We start from the raw sequence: 17,677 nt of genomic DNA on the forward strand, positions 1-17,677 counted from the left end.
CGTTGGGCGCCACACCCCCCCCCACAATTAAAAACACCACGCCCCGGCCACGCGGGGGCGTCGTTTTTTGGTCCGCCTGCCATTTCAGGATGAGGGGGGCAGCGAGAGCTGCTTGGCCAGCGCCTGGAAGTGCTGGCTCACCTCGGCCCCGAACAGGGGATCATTGATGGCCCTGTTCTGCCAGAGCTGCTCCAGGTGGCGCCAGTCATCCTCGGTCAGGGAGTCACGCAGATGAGGGAAGATCACCCCTTCCTCATAGTTCATGTGGGCCTCCTGCTGCTCGATGAACTGCTCCAGCTTGGCGGTGAACTGCTCAAGCGGAATGACGGCGTCCATCAGTATCATCTCCACCATCTCCTTGAGCTCGGTGCCGGCCACCAGCAGGCGGGCGTGCTCCTCATGCAGCCGGTTGGCGACCTCCCCCTCCACCACCCTGTACTTCAGGTAGTAGTCATAGATCATGTCTTCCTTGGGGTGATGGAACTTGTCGGAGACCTCCCGCAAGTAGTCCACCACGTCCCGGAGCAGGAAATAGCTCACCGGCTGCTCATTGCGGATGGCTGCCAGCTTGTGCTTGAGCAGCGTCAGCAGCCTGGCGATGTTGAGGTGGTCCTTATGGAGACTGGATAACATGAGCACTCCTTGCGCTGAATTGAAAAAGAGACTGTCTCGAGTATACGGTCATTTATTACCCGAACTTTGCACTCAATCAAATCAGTTGCAGACAATCCCCGCCCCGGCGGCGCAGACCAGCGGGCAGGCCTGCGTGCCCTGGCCACTCGCAGAGGCGGGAAGACGGTCAGGCCGGCACGGGCTGGTCATGGCAGACCGAGAGCCAGTCGATGGGGCTCATCCCCTGCTGCACCAGCAGGCGGTTTGCCTCGGAGAAGTGGCCGCAGCCGATGAAGCCGCGGTGAGCGGACAATGGGCTGGGATGGGGAGCCGTCAGTACATGGTGACGCTGCCTGTCGATGAAGCGCCCCTTCTTCTGGGCATGGGCTCCCCACAGCAGGAAGACCACCCCCTGGCAGTGGGAGTTGATCCGCTCGATGACCCTGTCGGTAAAGGTCTCCCAGCCCAGGTGGGCATGGGAGTGGGCCATGCCCGCCTGCACCGTCAGCACCGTATTGAGCAGCAGCACCCCCTGGGTGGCCCAGGACTCCAGATAACCGTGACCGGGTGTGACAAAACCCGGCAGATCCCGCTGCATCTCCTTGTAGATGTTGACCAGGGAGGGGGGCGTGCGCACCCCGGGCAGCACGGAGAAGCAGAGGCCGTGCGCCTGGCTCGGCCCGTGATAGGGGTCTTGCCCCAGGATCACCACCTTGACGCTGTCCAGCTCGGTCAGCTTGAAGGCATTGAACACCTCGGTGGCCGGGGGGTAGATCACCTTGCCCGCTTCCCGCTCCTCCCTGACGGTCGCCAGGGTTGCCTTGAAATAGTCCTGCTCTTTCTCAGAACCGATCACGTCCTTCCAGGTCAGCACGCCAGTCTCCTCTCTCTGTGAATCCACTGCCTCTGGCACCCCGATATCCTCGATGAATGCCGCAAGGGGCTCAGGATAGGTGGCCGGGCAGCAAGACGCAACCGCGACTCGGCTCAAGGAGATGGCCGCACCTGCATCCCGGTGTCCCCTTTCCCCTGGCACCCTGGCGATCGAGATGACGGTCAATGGCTTCAGCCAGCGGCGCCCCCCTAACCTGATAAGACACCCGGCCCTGACCTTATAAAGAGAATAACGGCTAAAGGTGTAGTTAAATTACTAGATATACCCAATAAAAAATGCATAATTCATATATCTTACGAAATCATAAAAATGATCTCTTTTTGATTAATCTCAATGAATTAATCCCTTTTCTCGCGCGCAAATCGCGCATTTATTGATTTGGATCAATTTTCGTATTATTACCATCGTGATATATATGACCCCAACGAAGTAAAGGTGTAAGGCAAGGCCCCGTTAAATCATCCCGTCACCAAGGTGGTTTAAAAACATCAGGGTAATGTGCTTACCGTTGAATCCGCTTTCCTATGAGGAGTCATACCATGATCAAGGGCATCCAAATCACCCAGTCCGCCAACGCCGCACTGCTGAACTCTTTCTGGCTGCTGGATGAAGAGAAGCAGCAGGCTCGCTGCATCTGCGCCAAGGGCGACAGCTTCGTCGCCGATCAGGAAGTCGCACTGTCCGACCTGGGCCAGTTCGAATACCGTGAACTGCCGGTCCAGACCGAACCCGTGGTCGAGGGTGGTCAACACCTGAACGTCAACGTGCTGCGCCGCGAGACCCTGGAAGACGCCATCGCCAATCCGGAGAAATACCCGCAGCTCACCATCCGCGTATCCGGCTACGCAGTGCGTTTCAACGCCCTGACCCCGGAACAGCAGCGTGATGTGGTCACCCGCACCTTCACCCAGAGCCTGTAAGTCGCTCTGCTGTCATCTGCACCATAAAAAAACGGCCCACTCGGGCCGTTTTTTTATGGGCAAGCCACAGTGCCTGCCCATCCTCGCCTCGCAGGCCGCACCTGCCGGCTATCCGTGCTGGTCGACCTTCAGCCCCTTGACCGGGTTGGCGAGCACCTCGTTCATCTTCTGCTCGTCGAGCTGATCGCAGTAACGCGCCACCACCAGGGTCGCCACACCGTTGCCGATGAGGTTGGTCAGGGCCCGCGCCTCGGACATGAAGCGATCTATCCCCAGGATCAGCGCCAGTCCGGCGAGCGGCAGGTGCCCCACCGCCGAGATGGTGGCCGCCAGCACGATGAAGCCGCTGCCGGTGACCCCGGCCGCCCCCTTGGAGGAGATGAGCAGCACCACCAGCAGGGTGAGCTGCTGGAACAGATCCAGCGGCGTATTGGTCGCCTGGGCGATGAAGACGGCCGCCATGGTCAGGTAGATGGAGGTGCCATCCAGATTGAAGGAGTAACCGGTCGGGATCACCAGGCCCACCACCGACTTCTTGCAGCCGAGCGCCTCCATCTTCACCAGCATGCGCGGCAATACGGATTCGGAAGAGGAAGTGCCCAGCACGATCAGCAGCTCTTCCCGGATGTAGGAAATAAAGCGCACTATGCTGAAACCATTTGCCCTGGCAATGCTGCCCAGCACCATGAAGATGAAAAGCAGACAGGTCACATAGAAGCAGGCAATTAACTGACCGAGCTGAACCAGGGAGCCGATACCATATTTTCCTATGGTAAACGCCATGGCACCAAAGGCGCCAACCGGTGCCAATTTCATGATCATGTTGATGATGCCGAAAATAACTTGGGAGAAGCTGTCAATCATATTGAAGACCAGTTTCCCCTTCTCGCCGATATGATGCAGGGAGAAGCCAAACAGCACCGCAAACAGCAACACCTGAAGAATGTTGCCGCTGGCAAAGGCGCCGATCACGCTGCCCGGGATCACGTCAAGCAGGAAGGCGATGATGCCCTGGGACTTGGCTTGCTCGGCATAGGCCGAGATGGCGCTGGCATCTAGCGTGGCGGGATCCACGTTCATGCCGACCCCGGGTTGCAGCAGGTTGACCACGCACAGCCCGATGACCAGGGCTATGGTGCTCACCACTTCAAAGTAGAGCAGCGCGATGGCACCGGTTTTCCCCACCGCCTTCATGCTCTCCATGCCGGCGATGCCGGTCACTACGGTGCAGAAAATAACGGGGGCAATGATCATCTTGATTAATTTCACGAAGCCATCACCCAGCGGCTTCATATCAGCCCCGAGATCGGGATAGACATGTCCCAGAAATACCCCCAGGGTGATCGCAAGCAACACCTGGAAATAAAGGCTGCTGAATACTTTCTTGTGCATGATTAACGTCCTGTTAATTAATTGACAGCTCATATGGCAGAAATAGGCATGCAGGGAGCGGTCACGAGAAAATATCCTTCCCTCGCCGGCGTCATGCTATTTCGTCATCGCAACGGCGCCACTGTCACACGTTATAAGAAGCAATTAAGAGACATTAATCACACAATATATTTAACATCATTAACACCACGGCAACCTTGATATATTTGGTCGGCGATGTATTTAGGAGCCCAATGAAAACATGCTGGATAAAAAAATGCCCCGCATGGCGGGGCATTTGGCATAACTCAACCGGCGTGCTGGATCAGACGGAGGTATCCAGGGGCTCGAAGCCCTTGATGAGATCGTCGATGGCCTTCATCTGCTTGAGGAAGCCTTCCAGCTTCTCCAGCGGCAGGGCGCTCGGGCCGTCGCAGCGGGCGATCTTGGGATCCGGGTGGGACTCAATAAAGAGACCCGCCAGACCGACCGCCATGCCGGCACGGGCCAGCTCGGTCACCTGCTCGCGGCGACCACCGGAGGCGGCCCCCAGCGGATCGCGGCACTGCAGGGAGTGGGTCACGTCGAAGATGACGGGGTAGCCGCCGGTGCTCTTCTTCATTACGCCCAGGCCCAGCATGTCCACCACCAGGTTGTCGTAGCCGAAGCTGGCACCGCGCTCGCACAGGATCAGGCGATCGTTGCCGCACTCCTCGAACTTGTCGGTGATGTTCTTCATCTGGCTCGGGCTCAGGAACTGCGGCTTCTTGATGTTGATGACGTTGCCGGTGCGGGCCATGGCCTCCACCAGATCGGTCTGGCGCGCCAGGAAGGCGGGCAGCTGGATGACATCCACCACTTCCGCCACCGGCTTGGCCTGATGGGGCTCGTGCAGATCGGAGATGACCGGCATGCCGAAGGTCGCCTTGAGCTCCTGGAAGATCTTCATCCCCTCTTCCAGACCCGGGCCGCGGTAGGAGTGGATGGAGGAGCGGTTCGCCTTGTCCCAGCTCGCCTTGAACACGAATGGTATGCCCAGCTTGCTGGTCACTTCCACGTACTTCTCGCACACCGCCATCGCCATGTCGCGGGATTCCAGCACGTTCATGCCACCGAACAGCACGAAGGGCTTGTCGTTGGCGACGTCGATCGCGTTGATCTTGATATTCTTCTGTTCCATCTCAGCATCCTTAAGTGAAAGGGCTTCCCCAGAGGCCCTCAATGGAGGGGCTTGGGGCTAAGATCCAGGCTGGCCAGCTGGGTTTTCAGCACGTCGGCCACAGGATCGTCCGGGCATTGTTCAATAAAGTATTCAAAATCGTCGGCGGCGAAACGGGGGCAGTCGAGCTGCTCGTAGATGAAGCCCCTGTCCCGCGTCTCCAGCGGATCACCGGGCTTCATGCGCAGCAACAGCTCGCTGGTGCGCAGCGCCTCGGCCATGCGCTCCTCCCGCAGCAGGGCCCCCTTGCTGACGTTGAGCAGGCGTTCGATGATCTCCCACTGCCCCGCAGGCTGCAAATGGTCGTTGCTCAGGGTTGCCAGGTTGCCGAGGGCCCCGCGCAGCAGCAGCTCGATGCGGTGCAGGCTCAGCTCGTCCCCGTTGAAGGGGTCCACATAGACCTCCCCCTCCAGGCCGGCGAAGCTCACCAGGAAATGGCCCGGGAAGCAGATCCCCTCCACATCCAGGCCAATCTTGCGACCCAGCTGGATGATGAGGATGCCAAGGCTCACCGGTATGCCCTTGCGCTGCACCAGCACCTGGTTCAGGTCGCAGTTGGCGGCAGAGAAGTAATCCTGCCAGTCGCCCCGAAACCCCAGGGTCTGGTAGAAGCCCTGCAACAGCTGACGGCGCACCTCGTCACAGTCCCCTTCGACTATGGCCTCGTCCAGCCAGCTATCGAGGCGGGCCAGCTCGGCCTCTCCCGCGCCGCCATGGCCCAGGATCTCGTCGCTCACCGACAGCGCCAGTTCGGCCAGGTCGTGGGCCTCGAAGTCGGTCCACTCATCCACACGTATCATCGTCGTCATCCCTAACCGAACAGGTTGGCCTGCTTTTGCACCGCCAGCTTGGCGATAAAGAAGATCCACCCCAGGGCGCCCAGGAAGGCAAACCAGCGGATGCTGTTGCTGCGCGCCAGGCGCAGCGCCATCATGCCGAGGAAGGCCACCGCCAGCACTGCGCTCAGCTTCTCGCTGAGCCAGGGGATCCCGTTGTTGAGGGGATTGAGATCCAGCACCATGCACAGCAGCACGCCGGAGAGCACCACCAGGCCATTGAGCCAGCCGCTGGCCTGCAGCACCCGGCCGTTACGGGCATGAATGGAGCCGGTTTGGGCCCAGTAAAAGCGCAGCATAAACATCAGCACGGCCCCGACAATCAGGGTGAGGTGCAGATGTTTGAGAGCAACATACATATGATTTCCTTGCACAGGGGCGGACAGTTCCGCCCGTCATCATCACGGCGCCAGACGACCCAGGGTCACCCGCTCGTTATCCCCATAATCCCGCACGGTTTCCACCTGGCAGTAGCCCTGTTGCAGCAGAAGCTGACGCACCGCGGCTCCCTGCTCCCAACCGTGCTCCAGCAGGAGCCAGCCCCCCGGGCACAGATGGGCGGGGGCACCGGCGACTATCAGGCGAATGTCCGCCAGCCCCTGCTCGTCCGCCACCAGGGCGGAGCGCGGCTCGAAACGCACGTCCCCCTCGTCGAGATGGGGATCCGCCCCGTCGATATAGGGCGGATTGGAGACGATCATCGCAAAACGCGGTGCATCCGCCAGGGGCGCGAACCAGCTGCCGTCCCGCACTGCGATGGGCAACCCCAGGGCCGCGCTGTTGGCGCGGGCCAGGGCGGCGGCGTCCGGCATCCGATCCACCGCCCATACATCGGCATCGGGCCGCTCTGACTTGAGCGCCAGCGCGATGGCGCCGGTGCCGGTGCCGAGATCCAGCAGGGCGCAGGGGCCGGCCGGCAAGCGTGCCAGCGCCTGCTCCACCAGCACCTCGGTGTCCGGGCGCGGGATCAGGGTGGCCGGGCTCACCTTCAGCGGCAGGGACCAGAACTCCCGCTCGCCGATGAGGTGGGCGATGGGTTCACCGGCCAGCCGACGGTCAAGCCACCCTTGCAGAGTCGCCTGCTGGGCGGCATCGAGCTCGCGCTCCGGCCAGGTCATCAGGTAGCTGCGCCGGCAACCCAGCAGATGGCAGAGCAGCGCATCGGCGTCGGCGCGGGGGGATTCCCCAAAAGCCAGGGTCGCCATGATGTGGGCACGAGCCTGCTGGATCTGCATGGGCATTAGTTGCTCTCGGCCAGGGAGGCGAGCTGATCCGCCTGGTACTCCTGCACCAGGGGCGTGATGACGCAATCCAGATCCCCTTCGAGGATCTCCCCCAGCCGATAGAGGGTGAGGTTGATGCGGTGCTCGGAGAGGCGACCCTGGGGGTAGTTGTAGGTGCGGATGCGCTCGGAGCGATCCCCAGAGCCCACCAGGTTGCGGCGGGTGCTCTGCTCGGCGGCACGGTGACGCTCGTCCTCGGCCGCCTGCAGGCGGGCGGAGAGCACCGACATCGCCTTGGCGCGGTTCTTGTGCTGGGAGCGCTCATCCTGGCACTCCACCACCAGCCCGGTGGGCAGGTGGGTGATGCGGATGGCGGAGTCGGTCTTGTTGACGTGCTGGCCACCGGCCCCGGAGGCGCGGAAGGTGTCGATCTTCAGCTCTGAGGGGTTGATCTCGATCTGTTCGGCTTCCGGCACTTCCGGCAGCACGGCCACGGTACAGGCGGAGGTGTGCACCCGGCCCTGGGATTCGGTCTCGGGCACCCGTTGCACCCGGTGGCCGCCGGACTCGAACTTGAGACGGCCGTAGACGTGCTCGCCGTCCACCTTGGCGATCACCTCCTTGTAGCCACCGTGCTCGCCGTCGTTGCAGCTGACGATGGAGACGCGCCAACCCTGGCGTTCGGCGTAACGGGAGTACATGCGGAACAGATCCCCCGCGAAGATGGCCGCCTCGTCGCCACCGGCGCCAGCACGGATCTCGAGATAGCAGTTGTTGTCATCCTTGGGATCCCGCGGCAGCAGCATCACCTGCAGCGCCTGCTCCTGCTCCTCGAAGGTCGCCTTGGCGAGCGGCAGCTCCTCCTGCGCCATCTCGCGCAGGTCGGCGTCATCCTCTTCCAGCATCATCTTGGTGGTCTCGAGGTTCTCCTCGGCCTGACGGAAGCGCTGGAAGGCGTGCACTATGTCTTCGAGCTGGGCATATTCCCGGGTCAGGGCACGGTATCTGTCCTGATCCGAGGCGACCCCGGGCTCCCCGAGCAGGGCCTGTACTTCTTCGTGGCGCTCGATGAGGCCTTCCAGCTTTCTGATCAATGACGGGTTCATAAATCTTGTGTTCTCGATGGAGGAGGGGCAGCCGGCTGGCCACCCCCAAACTATGACTCTTGTGACAATCCCAGCACCTGGCGCAGCTGGGACAGCTTGTGGCTGTCCCCCTGGGCGGCGGCCTGGCGCAGGGCCTGGGTCGGTGCGTGGATCAACTTGTTGGTGAGGCGGTGGGCCAGGGCCTTGAGCGCCTGCTCGGCATTCTCGCCCTGTTGCAGGGCCAGCAGGGCACGCTGCAACTCTTCATCCGCCACCTGCTGGGCTTGGTGGCGGTAATCGCGAATGAGATCCACCGAGTGCTGGCTGCGATACCAGCCCATGAAGTCGTCGCGCTCTTCCTGCACGATGAGCTCGGCCTCGGCGGCCGCCCGCTTGCGGGTCTCGAGGTTCTGCTCGATGATGCCCTGCAGATCGTCCACCGTGTAGAGATAGGCGTCGGAGAGCTCGTCCACCTCGGCTTCGATGTCGCGGGGCACGGCGATGTCCACCAGGAACATGGGCCTGAAGCGGCGGGCCTTGAGGGCGCGCTCCACCATGCCCTTGCCGATGATGGGCAGGGGGCTGGCGGTGGAGCTGATGACGATGTCCGCCTCGTGCAGGTAGTCCGGGATCTCTTCGAGGGTCATCACCTGGGCGCCGAACTCCTCGGCCAGCAGCTGGGCCCGCTGCAGGGTGCGGTTCGCCACCATCATCTGGGTGACGCTCTGCTCGCGCAGATGCCGAGCGACGAGCTCTATGGTCTCGCCCGCCCCCACCAGCAGCACCTTGGTCTGGGAGAGATCGGAGAAGATGCGGCGGGCCAGGCTCACGGCGGCGAAGGCCACCGAGACCGCACTGGCGCCGATCTCGGTGTCGGTACGCACCCGTTTCGCCACCGAGAAGGATTTCTGGAACAGGCGCTCCAGCGAGCCCTTCACCGCTTCCGCCTGCTGGGCGTGGGCGTAGGACTGCTTGATCTGCCCCAGGATCTGCGGCTCTCCCAGCACCAGGGAGTCCAGCCCGCAGGCCACCCGCATCAGGTGGCGCACCGCCTCCTCGTCCTGGTGGCGGTAGATGGCGGAGAGCACCTCGCTCGCCTCCAGCGCGTGGAACCGCTGCAGCCAGCTCAGCACCTGCTCCCCCTGCCCTTGCTCCAGGCTGCAGTACAGCTCGGTGCGATTGCAGGTGGAGACGATCACCGCCTCGCTGACGCCGGGCTGCTCCACCAGCTCACGCAAGGCGCGATCGATGCAGTCCGGGCCAAATGCGACCCGTTCCCGCAAGGCGACACTGGCGGTGTTGTGGTTGATTCCGAGGGCAAGCAGACTCATGGGTGGGTGATGATCGTTTCGTGCACAGGGTATGAAGGCCGACAATTGTACGAGAAAGGGTAAGTCTTTAAAAGCAATACGGCCGCCCCTTATACTGTGGCAAATCTCTTATCCGGAGCACGACCTTGTTGTTGCGTATCTTCTCCCTCGCCTGCCTGCTGGTACTGGCCGGCTGTACCACCACTCAACCCCAGCGGGATCAGGTCAACTGGCAGCAGGAACGGGCCCGTCTCGAGCAGCTGACCCATTGGGAGCTGTCGGGCAAGATGGCCATCATCACGGCGCGCCAGAAAGGCAGCGCCCGCCTCAACTGGCAGCAGAACGGCGATGACTATCGCCTCAACCTCACCAGCCTGATCGGCACCCATATCCTGGAACTCTCCCGCAGCAAGGGGGAGATCACCCTGACCGACAACGAGGGCAAGGTGCATCAGAGCCAGGATGCCGAAGCCCTCGTCTATCAACTCACCGGCTGGAATATTCCGGTCGCCGGGTTGCCGGAGTGGATCAAGGGGCTGCCGGGCCAGGCCGAATTCGAGCTCAATCCCGATGCCAGCCTGGCCTCGGTGCGCGACGGCCAGTGGCAGATCGTCTATGGGGACTACCGGGATCAGGACAACTACCGGCTGCCCCACCTGCTGACCATGACGGGCCAGGGCAGCCGCCTCAAGTTGCAGATCAACCAATGGACCTTGGCGCCATGATGCAGGACACCATCCGGCAGGCGCCGATCCGCTGGCCGGCACCGGCCAAGCTCAACCTCTTCCTGCACATCAACGGCCGCCGTCCCGACGGCTATCACGAGCTGCAGACCCTGTTCATCTTCCTCAATCACGGCGACTGGCTGGAGTTCGAGCCGCTCGCCGATACCGACCTGCTCACCCTGAGCCCGGCCATCCCCGGGGTGCCGGATGAACAGAACCTCATCATCCGGGCCGCCCGCCTGTTGCAGGCCAGGCTGCCAAGCCCGATGGGGGCCCATATCCGGCTGGAGAAGGTGTTGCCCATGGGGGGCGGCATCGGCGGCGGCTCGTCTGATGCCGCCACCACCCTCGTGGCGCTGAATCATCTCTGGCAGGCGGGTCTCGGCGAAGAGGAGCTGGCACAGCTCGGCGTGCAGCTGGGGGCCGACGTGCCTGTGTTCGTGCGCGGCCGGGCCGCGTTTGCAGAAGGGGTCGGCGAGAGGCTGCAACCGGTGGAGCTGCCGAGCGCCTGGTATCTGGTGCTCAAGCCCGATTGCCATGTGGCAACGGCGGCGGTGTTTCAGGATCCCGAGCTGCCCCGCGACACCCCCAGGATGACATTACACAACCTGCTGGAAGGGGTGTGGAAAAACGATTGCGAATTGCTGGTGAAAAAGCGCCACCCCGAGGTTGCCAATGCGCTCGGCTGGTTGCTAGAATACGCGCCGTCAAGAATGACGGGCACTGGCGCCTGCGTCTTTGCTCAATTTGAAGACGAAGTGGCTGCTCGGAAGGTGTTGGCAAGGGTGCCGGAAGGCTGGGATGGGTTTGTCGCCAAGGGCGAGAACATATCACCACTCTTCGTCACTTTGCAACAAGTCAGTGATTGGGGTATCGCCAAGCGGTAAGGCAGCGGGTTTTGATCTCGCCATTCCTAGGTTCGAATCCTAGTACCCCAGCCAATCTGACATAATGGCGCCTGAGGTGGTGGCTCTGCCGTCCACCCGGGTAATCCGGCGCCACCATGAACTTCCAGAGACCTTGTCCGTTATCTTGATAAATCGTTTGCCCCCAAACGATACGGGTCTGAATCAGACTCCCCACATACTGGATGCAACCCCGAGGTTTCAAACCGTGCCTGACATGAAGCTGTTTGCTGGTAACGCAACGCCGGAACTAGCCCAGAAGATCGCAGATCGCCTGTTTATCAAACTCGGCAATGCTGCCGTAGGTCGCTTTAGCGACGGCGAGATCAGCGTACAGATCAATGAGAATGTACGCGGTGGCGATATCTTCATCATTCAATCCACCTGTGCCCCGACCAACGACAATTTGATGGAATTGATCGTCATGGTGGATGCACTGCGTCGTGCTTCAGCTGGCCGTATCACTGCCGTTATTCCCTACTTTGGTTATGCCCGTCAGGACCGCCGCGTCCGCTCCGCCCGTGTGCCCATCACCGCCAAGGTCGTCGCCGACTTCCTCTCCAGCGTGGGTGTGGATCGCGTGCTGACCGTTGACCTGCATGCCGAGCAAATCCAGGGCTTCTTCGATGTCCCCGTAGACAACGTGTTCGGCAGCCCTGTGCTGCTGGAAGACATGAAGTCCAAGAACCTCGAATCCCCCGTGGTCGTTTCGCCGGACATCGGCGGCGTGGTCCGTGCCCGTGCCATCGCCAAGCTGCTGGACGACACCGACATCGCCATCATCGACAAGCGTCGTCCCCGTCCGAACGTCTCCCAGGTCATGCACCTGATCGGTGACGTGGCTGGCCGTGACTGCGTCATCGTCGATGACATGATCGACACCGGCGGCACCCTGTGCAAGGCCGCAGAAGCGCTGAAAGAGCGCGGTGCCAAGCGCGTGTTCGCCTATGCGACCCACCCGGTCTTCTCCGGTACCGCAGTGGAGAACATCAAGAACTCGGTCATCGACGAGCTGATCATCACCGACTCCATCCCGCTCACCGCGGAGATGAAAGCCGTCGGCAAGGTCAAGCAGCTGACCCTCTCCTCCGTGCTGGCCGAGGCCATCCGTCGTATCAGCAACGAAGAGTCCATCTCTGCCATGTTTGAGCATTGATAGACCCCGTTGTGACAAAAACCGCCAACTGGCGGTTTTTGTTTTTTCAAGCCTGGTCAATGTAATGCCCTGCCCCCGCAGGTTAAGGATGTCCCCATGAAGTGCTTGCGTCTCCTCACTCTCCTCCCGCTGTGCGCCCTGCTCTCTGCCTGCCTGACCGGCCAGCAGGATCCGCCCTTCACCCTGACCCTGGCACACATGAACGACACCCACTCCCAGTTCGACCCGGTCAATGCCGAGCTGAAGGGACCCCTCTTCGGCAGGCAGGGGGAAACCGACACCCTCTACACCCGCCTCGGCGGTTATCCGCGCCTGCTCACCATGACGAAAGCCTTCCAGGCCGAGGCGCTCGCCAAGAACCAGCCGATACTGCTGCTGCACGGCGGCGATGCCTGGCAGGGCAGCGGCTACTTCAAGCTCAACGAGGGGATGGCCAATGCCGAACTGCTGAGCCAGTTCGGCCTGGATGCCATGGCCCTTGGCAACCACGAGTTCGATCTCGACAACCAGAAGCTGGCCCGCTTCATCCAGGGGGTGAACTTCCCGGTGCTGGCCGCCAATCTGGACAGCCGCGACGATCCGGATCTGAGCCAGGCCAGCAACCTCAAGCCCTTCGTGGTCTATGCCTTCGATGGCAACCAGAAGAGCCCGGTCACCGATCTCGACCATCTGCCCGCAGACAAGCAGCTGGTCGCCGTCGTCGGGCTAGTGCTGGAGGACATGGCCAACATCTCCCCCAACGTCGGCAAGCTGCGCTTTGCCAAGGAAGTGACCTCGGCCCAGGCCACGGTCGACCTGCTGCAAGCCAGAGGGATCAACCGGATCGTCGCCCTCACCCACATCGGCAACGCCCGGGATCTGGCGCTGGCGGCCAGGGTGAATGGCATCGATGCCATCGTCGGCGGCCACTCCCACAGCCTGCTCGGAGACTTTCGCAACATCGGCTGGGGCAAGACGGGGGAATACGCGGCGCTGGTCACCAATCCGGACGGCGTCGGCCTGACCTGCGTGGTGCAGGCGGGATCCTACGCCCAGGCCATCGGCCTTGCCCGGGTCAGCTTCGACGCCCAGGGCCGGGTCATCGCCTGCAAGGGTCAGAACCAGCTGCTGGCCAGCCGCGACTTCTTCGCCGATCCGGCCCGCCAGCAGACGCTGGACAAGACCCGCAGCCAGCAGGCCGGCAAGTTCATCGACGCCCAGCCCAACCTGGTGACGGTGGATGAAGATCCGCGCCTGCGCGGCATCATCGACAGCCACTACAAACCGGCGCTGGAGCAGGCCTACGGCCCCGTCATCGGCACCCTTCCCGCGCCGTTGCAAAATGCCCGCCGCCCCGGCGACAACGGCAGCGACAACCACGGCTCCGACGTCGCGCCCCTGGTGGCGGAAGGCCAATATTTTTGGGCCAATAGCCCGCAGGTGCAGGCCCTGACCGGCGGCCCGGTCGACTTCGCCCTGCTGGCGGTGGGGGGCGTGCGCGCCGACTTGCCCGCCGGTGAACTGCGTGAAGGGGAGGCGGCCCTCAGCCTGCTGCCGTTCAAGAACCCGCTCACCGTGTTGACCCTCTCCGGCGCCGAGGTGCGGGCCCTGCTGACCGAGACCATCACCGCCACCCTGCCCGCCAGCGCCCATGCGGGCAAGTTCCCCTATGGCGGCCACCTACGTTACAGCTTCCAGGAGACCGACGCAGGCAAGGCGGGCCAACTGACTCGCCTGCAGTGGAAAACGGCCGAGGGTCAGTGGCAGGATCTAGTGGATACAAAGCGCTACCGGGTGGTGACCAACGCCTACAGCGCCAACGGCAACGACGGCTGGCAGGCTCTGGCACGGGCCCAGCGCCAGAGTCCAGAGAACCAGAGTCCAGAGAGTCAGAGTGCCGAGCGGGTGGATCTCGCCTGGGTAGCAGGCCAGCTGACCGCCTTCCCGGTGCTGGCAGTGGCACAGCGCGGCGAGCAGCTCAGCGCCGTCTATGGGCCGGGCAAGGCCCTCGACTGCAAGGCGGCCAAGGTGGATTGCGGCACAGACGCAGCCTCGTTCGTGGACTATGTGCGTCATGCCCGCCCCCTGGTGACCGCCCTGGATGAAGAGACGGTGACCCTGCTGCGTGCCGGTCAAGCCGACGTCCCTTGAGCCACTGCGTCAGAAACGGGCCTGACCAGACCCGTTTTGGCGATCGTTGGCACCCGGTTCCCGGGTTATTCCCCCCGCTTGCCGAGCTTTGGTTGAGTGATCGCCACTCGGCGGCTAGAATATTGCGTCCCATTGCCCCGGGCCATCCGCTCATGGCAAGTAGCGAGTGAAGACATCAAGCGTGACCCATCAAATCAAACTGATTGTCGGGCTGGGTAATCCCGGCCCCGAATATGCCAAGACCCGCCACAACGCGGGGGCCTGGTATGTGGAGCAGCTAGCCCGCTGGCACAATGTCAGCCTGCGCGAAGAGCCCAAGTTCTTCGGCCACACCGCCCGCTTCCTGGTGGAGGGGCAGGATGTGCGGCTGCTCATCCCGAACACCTACATGAACCTCTCCGGCAAGGCGGTGGCGGCCCTGGCCCGCTTCTACCAGATAGTCCCGGAGGAGATACTGGTGGCCCACGACGAACTGGACCTGCCCCCCGGCATCGCCAAGTTCAAGCAGGGCGGCGGTCACGGCGGCCACAATGGCCTGAAAGACATCATCGCCAGGATGGGCAACAACAATAACTTCTTCCGGCTGCGCCTCGGGATAGGTCATCCCGGTGCCAAGGAGCTGGTCGCCGGTTTCGTGCTGACCAAGGCGCCCAGCAGTGAACAGAGCCTGATCGAGGCAGCACTGGATGAGTCCTTGCGCGCCACCGACATCCTGTTCAAGCAGGACATGACCAAGGCCATGAACCGGCTGCACAGCTTCAAGGCCGAGAAAGTCTGAATACAGATGCCTGACATGAGTCAGGCTCGCACAATATGACAGGGCTGCCCAAGAACCTGTCCACGCACTGTGACGAGAGGTCGTCAGCAAGGTGAAGCGCAGCGCAGGAACCGGAGCGTATAGGCATACGTGAGGATTCCGAGCAGCACATGAGCCTTGATCACGGCCTCGCAGTAAGAGCGTGGACAGGTTAAGCGGCCCTCAACAGCATCCATCACGTAAGGTAACAATTCATGGGTTTTAAATGCGGTATCGTGGGCCTGCCCAATGTAGGCAAATCCACCCTGTTCAATGCGCTGACCAAGGCCGGCATCGAAGCCGCCAACTTCCCGTTCTGCACCATTGAGCCGAACACGGGTGTGGTCCCCATGCCGGATCCCCGCCTCGACCAGCTGGCGGCCATCATCAACCCCCAGCGCGTGGTGCCGACCACCATGGAGTTTGTGGACATCGCCGGTCTGGTGGCGGGCGCCTCCAAGGGCGAGGGTCTGGGCAACCAGTTCCTGGCCAACATCCGCGAGACCGAAGCCATAGGTCACGTGGTGCGCTGCTTCGAGGACGAGAACATCATCCACGTGGCGGGCAAGGTCTCCCCGGCCGATGACATCGAGGTGATCAACACCGAACTGGCCCTGTCGGATCTGGACGCCTGCGAACGCGCCATCCACCGTCAGTCCAAGCGCGCCAAGGGCGGCGACAAGGATGCCAAGCTGGAAGTGGAGACCCTGGAAAAGATTCGGGTTGCCCTGGAAAACGGCCAGATGATCCGCGGCATGAAGCTGGACAAGGAAGAGCTGGCGGCCGTTGCCCACCTCAACTTCCTGACCCTGAAACCCACCATGTACATCGCCAACGTGGCGGAAGATGGCTTCGACAACAATCCCTTCCTCGACAAGGTGCGTGAGATCGCCGCCGCCGAGAACGCCGTTGTGGTGGTGGTCTGCTGCGCCATCGAGGCGGACATCGCCGAGCTGGACGACGCCGACCGCGCCGAGTTCATGGCCGATCTGGGGATCGAAGAGCCGGGCCTGAACCGGGTGATCCGCTCAGGTTACGAGCTGCTGAACCTGCAGACCTACTTCACCGCCGGGGTGAAGGAAGTGCGCGCCTGGACCATTCCGGTCGGCGCCACCGCCCCGCAGGCGGCGGGCAAGATCCACACCGACTTTGAAAAAGGCTTTATTCGCGCCCAGACCATCGCCTTCGACGACTTTATCACCTACAAGGGTGAGCAAGGCGCCAAGGAAGCGGGCAAGATGCGCGCCGAAGGGAAAGACTACATCGTCAAGGATGGCGATATCATGAACTTCCTGTTCAACGTCTAACCCCATGAGAGGCCAGCATTTGCTGGCCTCTTTGTTATGGGCGCAGGTTGCGGATCTGCTGCCAAATGTCGCAAAAAAAACCAGATTGTTGGGCTTTTGCGCGACAGCGTCCAATAACTCGCCAAACGCACCCAAATTCGGTTTTTCTGGCAAAAAAAGGGTTGACGCCCCAGAGCCAGATACGCATAATTCCGGCCGCACAGTGACGAGGCAACGACTCACTGGAAGCACGGTTGGCTATGTAGCTCAGTTGGTTAGAGCATCGCACTCATAATGCGAGGGTCACAGGTTCGAATCCCGTCATAGCCACCATTAATCATTCAGTTGGGGTATCGCCAAGCGGTAAGGCAGCGGGTTTTGATCTCGCCATCCCTAGGTTCGAATCCTAGTACCCCAGCCATTTTTAAAAGTTCTTTGGCCAGTCTCATGACTGTCGAGGAGCACTGTTGGGGTATCGCCAAGCGGTAAGGCAGCGGGTTTTGATCTCGCCATCCCTAGGTTCGAATCCTAGTACCCCAGCCATTTTTACTTGTTTTCGACGAGAGTCGGTCACAAGACGGCTATGTAGCTCAGTTGGTTAGAGCATCGCACTCATAATGCGAGGGTCACAGGTTCGAATCCCGTCATAGCCACCATTTACAAGTTGTTCAGTTGGGGTATCGCCAAGCGGTAAGGCAGCGGGTTTTGATCTCGCCATCCCTAGGTTCGAATCCTAGTACCCCAGCCATTTTTAGAAGATGTTTGATAGTCTCTGTCAGGCATCGTCGTTGGGGTATCGCCAAGCGGTAAGGCAGCGGGTTTTGATCTCGCCATCCCTAGGTTCGAATCCTAGTACCCCAGCCATTTTTACTTGTTTTCGACGAGAGTCGGTCACAAGACGGCTATGTAGCTCAGTTGGTTAGAGCATCGCACTCATAATGCGGGGGTCACAGGTTCGAATCCCGTCATAGCCACCATTAATATTGCGGAAGTGGCGAAATTGGTAGACGCACCAGATTTAGGTTCTGGCGCCCTAGGCGTGAGAGTTCGAGTCTCTCCTTCCGCACCATCAAGGCAGTACCAAACAGACCAGCTCATGCTGGTTTTTTTGTGCCCGGATTTCAGCCCTTGTCTCCTCTCCTTCCCTGCCGTTCTCCCTGCTCACTGGCTTGTCAGCCCAAACCTCATCCCACAGCGGCGGGATTGAT

At 61.5% G+C, this 17,677-nt stretch carries 16 protein-coding genes and 9 tRNA genes; 16 read left to right on the forward strand and 9 right to left on the reverse strand.

The genetic code is table 11. From position 1 onward, the window contains the following. Positions 1–84: 84 nt before the first annotated feature. Positions 85–633, reverse strand: coding sequence for a hemerythrin domain-containing protein (locus AAHB08_RS17865; RefSeq protein ID WP_202046443.1), 549 nt, complete (start codon positions 631–633; stop codon positions 85–87). A gap of 166 nt (positions 634–799) precedes the next feature. Continuing rightward, complete coding sequence (ung, locus tag AAHB08_RS17870; RefSeq protein WP_202046444.1) at positions 800–1,486, reverse strand: uracil-DNA glycosylase; 687 nt, start codon at positions 1,484–1,486, stop codon at positions 800–802. A gap of 560 nt (positions 1,487–2,046) precedes the next feature. Between ung and grcA the strand changes: the two genes are divergently transcribed. Continuing rightward, positions 2,047–2,427, forward strand: coding sequence for an autonomous glycyl radical cofactor GrcA (gene grcA, locus AAHB08_RS17875; protein WP_025326187.1), 381 nt, complete (start codon positions 2,047–2,049; stop codon positions 2,425–2,427). Between the two features lie 108 nt (positions 2,428–2,535). Here grcA and AAHB08_RS17880 read toward each other — a convergent pair whose 3' ends face one another. The 7 genes from AAHB08_RS17880 to hemA form a co-directional block, all read right to left on the reverse strand. Then, the gene (locus tag AAHB08_RS17880; protein WP_342059673.1) at positions 2,536–3,819 is read right to left on the reverse strand and encodes a dicarboxylate/amino acid:cation symporter; all 1,284 of its coding nucleotides are present in this window, start codon (positions 3,817–3,819) and stop codon (positions 2,536–2,538) included. Between the two features lie 304 nt (positions 3,820–4,123). Then, positions 4,124–4,978, reverse strand: coding sequence for a 3-deoxy-8-phosphooctulonate synthase (gene kdsA, locus AAHB08_RS17885; protein WP_139435627.1), 855 nt, complete (start codon positions 4,976–4,978; stop codon positions 4,124–4,126). Positions 4,979–5,016: 38 nt separating this feature from the next. Further along, positions 5,017–5,817 carry a SirB1 family protein gene (locus AAHB08_RS17890; protein ID WP_342059674.1) on the reverse strand — a complete coding sequence of 267 codons (801 nt, stop codon included), beginning with the start codon at positions 5,815–5,817 and terminating at the stop codon, positions 5,017–5,019. A gap of 11 nt (positions 5,818–5,828) precedes the next feature. Then, on the reverse strand, positions 5,829–6,212 hold the full coding sequence (locus tag AAHB08_RS17895; protein ID WP_139435631.1) for a SirB2 family protein: 384 nt from the start codon (positions 6,210–6,212) through the stop codon (positions 5,829–5,831). Between the two features lie 42 nt (positions 6,213–6,254). After that, positions 6,255–7,088, reverse strand: a complete 834-nt coding sequence (gene prmC / locus AAHB08_RS17900) for a peptide chain release factor N(5)-glutamine methyltransferase (protein ID WP_342059717.1) — start codon at positions 7,086–7,088, stop codon at positions 6,255–6,257. Between the two features lie 5 nt (positions 7,089–7,093). Beyond that, on the reverse strand, positions 7,094–8,182 hold the full coding sequence (prfA, locus tag AAHB08_RS17905) for a peptide chain release factor 1 (RefSeq protein ID WP_041205238.1): 1,089 nt from the start codon (positions 8,180–8,182) through the stop codon (positions 7,094–7,096). A 50-nt stretch (positions 8,183–8,232) separates the two neighbouring features. Next, positions 8,233–9,492: a glutamyl-tRNA reductase gene (gene hemA, locus AAHB08_RS17910; protein WP_139435633.1), complete on the reverse strand. Its 1,260-nt coding sequence runs from the start codon at positions 9,490–9,492 to the stop codon at positions 8,233–8,235. Between the two features lie 125 nt (positions 9,493–9,617). On the opposite strand from hemA, the gene lolB reads away from it, so the two are divergent. The 15 genes from lolB to AAHB08_RS17985 all read left to right on the forward strand — a co-directional run bounded on the left by lolB (position 9,618) and on the right by AAHB08_RS17985 (position 17,538). Continuing rightward, positions 9,618–10,196, forward strand: coding sequence for a lipoprotein insertase outer membrane protein LolB (gene lolB, locus AAHB08_RS17915; RefSeq protein WP_162519166.1), 579 nt, complete (start codon positions 9,618–9,620; stop codon positions 10,194–10,196). Further along, the gene (gene ispE / locus AAHB08_RS17920; protein WP_342059675.1) at positions 10,193–11,083 is read left to right on the forward strand and encodes a 4-(cytidine 5'-diphospho)-2-C-methyl-D-erythritol kinase; all 891 of its coding nucleotides are present in this window, start codon (positions 10,193–10,195) and stop codon (positions 11,081–11,083) included. Before lolB ends, ispE begins: the two co-directional genes overlap by 4 nt. Next, a tRNA-Gln gene (locus AAHB08_RS17925) sits at positions 11,063–11,137 on the forward strand. The genes ispE and AAHB08_RS17925 overlap by 21 nt, the downstream gene beginning before the upstream one ends. Before the next feature lie 172 nt (positions 11,138–11,309). Beyond that, positions 11,310–12,257: a ribose-phosphate pyrophosphokinase gene (locus AAHB08_RS17930; protein ID WP_139435637.1), complete on the forward strand. Its 948-nt coding sequence runs from the start codon at positions 11,310–11,312 to the stop codon at positions 12,255–12,257. 96 nt (positions 12,258–12,353) lie between these two features. Further along, the gene (locus AAHB08_RS17935; RefSeq protein ID WP_342059676.1) at positions 12,354–14,387 is read left to right on the forward strand and encodes a bifunctional metallophosphatase/5'-nucleotidase; all 2,034 of its coding nucleotides are present in this window, start codon (positions 12,354–12,356) and stop codon (positions 14,385–14,387) included. A gap of 181 nt (positions 14,388–14,568) precedes the next feature. Then, entirely contained in the window at positions 14,569–15,165 is a 597-nt protein-coding gene (gene pth, locus AAHB08_RS17940) for an aminoacyl-tRNA hydrolase (protein WP_005330168.1), read from the forward strand. A 233-nt stretch (positions 15,166–15,398) separates the two neighbouring features. After that, positions 15,399–16,490 (forward strand): redox-regulated ATPase YchF, encoded by a 1,092-nt coding sequence (gene ychF, locus AAHB08_RS17945; protein WP_005330171.1) that lies wholly within the window; start codon positions 15,399–15,401, stop codon positions 16,488–16,490. Positions 16,491–16,725: 235 nt separating this feature from the next. Next, positions 16,726–16,802: transfer RNA gene (locus AAHB08_RS17950), tRNA-Met, on the forward strand. A 13-nt stretch (positions 16,803–16,815) separates the two neighbouring features. Continuing rightward, positions 16,816–16,890, forward strand: a tRNA-Gln gene (locus AAHB08_RS17955). Between the two features lie 47 nt (positions 16,891–16,937). Beyond that, positions 16,938–17,012: transfer RNA gene (locus AAHB08_RS17960), tRNA-Gln, on the forward strand. Positions 17,013–17,048: 36 nt separating this feature from the next. Further along, positions 17,049–17,125, forward strand: a tRNA-Met gene (locus AAHB08_RS17965). A gap of 17 nt (positions 17,126–17,142) precedes the next feature. Beyond that, positions 17,143–17,217 (forward strand) — tRNA-Gln (locus tag AAHB08_RS17970). Between the two features lie 41 nt (positions 17,218–17,258). Further along, positions 17,259–17,333: transfer RNA gene (locus AAHB08_RS17975), tRNA-Gln, on the forward strand. Between the two features lie 36 nt (positions 17,334–17,369). Further along, positions 17,370–17,446, forward strand: a tRNA-Met gene (locus AAHB08_RS17980). Positions 17,447–17,454: 8 nt separating this feature from the next. Next, a tRNA-Leu gene (locus AAHB08_RS17985) sits at positions 17,455–17,538 on the forward strand. Positions 17,539–17,677 lie beyond the last annotated feature (139 nt).

Source organism: Aeromonas sp. OTU364 (genome assembly GCF_038440395.1).
Classification (GTDB): Bacteria; Pseudomonadota; Gammaproteobacteria; order Enterobacterales; family Aeromonadaceae; genus Aeromonas.

Coding starts and splice junctions, on each gene's coding strand:
- hemA (WP_139435633.1), bottom strand. CDS start 9,492: ATGAGTCTGCTTGCCCTCGGAATCAACCACAACACCGCCAGTGTCGCC.
- AAHB08_RS17880 (WP_342059673.1), bottom strand. CDS start 3,819: ATGCACAAGAAAGTATTCAGCAGCCTTTATTTCCAGGTGTTGCTTGCG.
- prfA (WP_041205238.1), bottom strand. CDS start 8,182: ATGAACCCGTCATTGATCAGAAAGCTGGAAGGCCTCATCGAGCGCCAC.
- ispE (WP_342059675.1), top strand. CDS start 10,193: ATGATGCAGGACACCATCCGGCAGGCGCCGATCCGCTGGCCGGCACCG.
- AAHB08_RS17935 (WP_342059676.1), top strand. CDS start 12,354: ATGAAGTGCTTGCGTCTCCTCACTCTCCTCCCGCTGTGCGCCCTGCTC.
- prmC (WP_342059717.1), bottom strand. CDS start 7,088: ATGCAGATCCAGCAGGCTCGTGCCCACATCATGGCGACCCTGGCTTTT.
- grcA (WP_025326187.1), top strand. CDS start 2,047: ATGATCAAGGGCATCCAAATCACCCAGTCCGCCAACGCCGCACTGCTG.
- ychF (WP_005330171.1), top strand. CDS start 15,399: ATGGGTTTTAAATGCGGTATCGTGGGCCTGCCCAATGTAGGCAAATCC.
- AAHB08_RS17890 (WP_342059674.1), bottom strand. CDS start 5,817: ATGATACGTGTGGATGAGTGGACCGACTTCGAGGCCCACGACCTGGCC.
- AAHB08_RS17865 (WP_202046443.1), bottom strand. CDS start 633: ATGTTATCCAGTCTCCATAAGGACCACCTCAACATCGCCAGGCTGCTG.
- AAHB08_RS17895 (WP_139435631.1), bottom strand. CDS start 6,212: ATGTATGTTGCTCTCAAACATCTGCACCTCACCCTGATTGTCGGGGCC.
- kdsA (WP_139435627.1), bottom strand. CDS start 4,978: ATGGAACAGAAGAATATCAAGATCAACGCGATCGACGTCGCCAACGAC.